The sequence below is a fragment of the bacterium genome (assembly GCA_030652805.1).
Taxonomy (GTDB): Bacteria; JAHJDO01; JAHJDO01; order JAHJDO01; family JAHJDO01; genus JAHJDO01.
On the sequence record JAUSPT010000015.1, the window covers coordinates 1 to 2,601 of the forward strand.

At 40.4% G+C, this 2,601-nt stretch carries 4 protein-coding genes; all 4 read left to right on the forward strand.

The window, feature by feature from the left end; all coding sequences use genetic code 11:
* Positions 1 to 184: helix-turn-helix transcriptional regulator (locus Q7J67_00805; protein ID MDO9463836.1), on the forward strand; the 184-nt coding region annotated here is incomplete at its 5' end.
* A gap of 158 nt (positions 185 to 342) precedes the next feature.
* A complete protein-coding gene (locus Q7J67_00810) occupies positions 343 to 678 on the forward strand; it encodes a hypothetical protein (GenBank protein ID MDO9463837.1) in 336 nt (111 codons plus the stop codon).
* Between the two features lie 47 nt (positions 679 to 725).
* Entirely contained in the window at positions 726 to 1,721 is a 996-nt protein-coding gene (locus tag Q7J67_00815; GenBank protein ID MDO9463838.1) for an IS3 family transposase, read from the forward strand.
* Between the two features lie 94 nt (positions 1,722 to 1,815).
* On the forward strand, positions 1,816 to 2,409 hold the full coding sequence (locus Q7J67_00820) for a class I SAM-dependent methyltransferase (GenBank protein MDO9463839.1): 594 nt from the start codon (positions 1,816 to 1,818) through the stop codon (positions 2,407 to 2,409).
* Positions 2,410 to 2,601: the final 192 nt, after the last annotated feature.

The following is a 2,601-nucleotide window of genomic DNA, read 5'->3' on the forward strand; positions in this document are numbered from 1 at the left end:
ACTCCTCAAGCAGATGCGCGAAAAATCCGGATTTACCCAGGAAGAACTGGCAATTAAACTGGATACTAAGAAATCTGCAATATCAAGAATAGAAAACCATGCTGAAGATATTCGGCTATCGACTCTGGAAAAATACGCGCGTGTTCTCGGGATGAAACTTCAAATCAGTATCGCAAATAACTGATATCCCTTTCCATTTTTAAATCTATATTGCGTACCTAACAGCGGGCTACGTATCGTCGTTTCATTAGGTCTTGACAATAGGATAATCCCTGAGTGCCTAAATTTTCTTGGACACGATTAGAGTTAAAATAGACTCTAAACAGAAAGGAAGAGAGAATTATGACAACAGTAGGAGAAGGGATTAAAACCGAAGTTAGCCCTGGGATCAAACGTCGTTACATAAGCAGAGAATACAAAATGAAGATCCTGCAGGAATATAACAGTTGTACACGAGTTGGTGAAAAAGGAGAGTTGTTGCGACGTGAAGGTCTCTATTCGTCATCGGTCACTGCTTGGCGGCGGCAGTTGCTGAAAGGTAGTTTAGATAATCAGCGACTGTTAGCGATTGAAGTAGAAAATCAGCGGTTAAGGCGGGAATTAGACATCGCCCAAAAAGTCATTGATGTTCAAAAAAAAATCTTAGACATCTCCGAACTTGGTTTAAACAGGAAATAAAAGATGTTTATATTAAATCAGTTCAGTTTTTGGGCCTGGATATAGATATGAAAACATCCTGTTATTTAATGGGAATATCGCGCTCCACCTACTATTTCTGGCAGAGTAAAAAGGAAGATGAGAAGCCGTGTCCCCGCAAGCAATATAGCGCCAGTCATGTGATGAGTGATTTCGAAAGGGCGTTCGTAATATCGTTGCTGTTATCCGAAGAATACATGGACAAAACGCCTTATGAAATCTATTTCAGTGAACTGGACCGGGGGAATTATTACTGCTCAATCCGCACGATGTATCGTTTGTTGGCGAAGAGGGAACTGGTCGTTGAACGGCGGCGGGGACATCGGCGGATGAATTATTCTAAGCCGGAATTGCTGGCGAACAAGCCGAACCAGGTCTGGAGTTGGGATATTACCAAATTGAAAGGTCCGCAGAAATGGATGTTTTACTATCTGTATGTTATTCTGGATATTTACAGCCGATATGTAGTCGGTTGGCTGATTGCCCGGCGTGAATCGGCCCTTTTGGCCAAGGAGTTGATCGAAGTCACTTGTGATCGACAGGGTATCGAGACCAATCAGTTAACCATCCATTCGGATCGCGGCGCTCCCATGAAGTCAAATAGCGTGACTCAATTAATGGATACACTGAATGTGACGAAATCCTTAAGCCGTCCCCACGTGAGTAATGACAATCCTTATTCGGAGAGTCATTTTAAGACATTGAAGTATAGACCGGACTTTCCGGAACGTTTTGGCTCGATACAGGATGCACGCGAAATATGTAGAAAATTCTTTGAATGGTATAACTGCGAACATTATCATTCCGGATTAAATTATCTGACGCCTTATAGCGTTCATTATGGTGAGAGCATGAAAAGTGTTCAACAGCGACAACAAACGCTCAGCGAGGCTTATAGACGCTTTCCAGAGCGGTTTAGAAATGGCAAACCGAAAGTGTCAGGTCAACCAATTGAAGTATGGATTAACAAACCCGAGAAAAAGGAAAATCAAATGATAACTCTAAACGTGTCCAATTTTTCTTGACATTTAGCGAAGCAGGCCGGATAAAGTACATCAGACTACTTCAATAGACAGGTTCTTTCTTGAAGAACTGAGAGGATTAATAAGCGGTAAAAGAATTGCTTATTTAGATGTTGGCTGTGCAGATGGCAGAAGAACTAAGAGGTTTTCCAACGAACTGGAGGATTTTTGCCAAATTGACAGACTTTGTGCAATCGACTACTCAAGAGAAATGGTTGCAGAAGCACAAGGAATTCTGGGACATTCAAACGTTGCATGGGGAAATATTACTGATTTACCTTTTCAGGCTGAATTCAATGTAGTTACCTGTATGTATGGCGTTATTGGACATTTACCGGAGGATTTGATTCAACAAGCTATTAATAATCTATCTCAGACTCTCGTAGATGGAGGCATTCTCTGCATAGATGTTCTTGGAAGAGATCAGAAGTTTCTTAAACAATACCGTTATAACGAAGTCAATAGTAATCATGGGAAATATGTTGCATATTTTGTTAAAGTAGGAGGGAGTCCGTTAATGAATGGCAAAGACCAGCGAATAGTCTATACTATGCGGATGTTTACTCCGGGAGAAATAAAAACTTACGCTAAGAATGCAGGTCTTAGACCAGTAGCAGATAAAGAAATTTATCCGGTTGAAAGAGGGGTTGATGAAATGGAATATGCATTAGTACTTAAAAAAGAGTGCTAACAAATCTATTTGTTTGCTTCGATAGAATATCCATACCAATTTCGTTAATGAATTTTATGATAAGAAATTTTACATTGTATAACACTGTGTATAGCGCATTAAAACGTGTCATACACCAAGACCGTTATCCTCAACCTCTTTTCCACATCCATCGTCAATCTGATATACTCTCAAAACGCCATAACTTTGCTT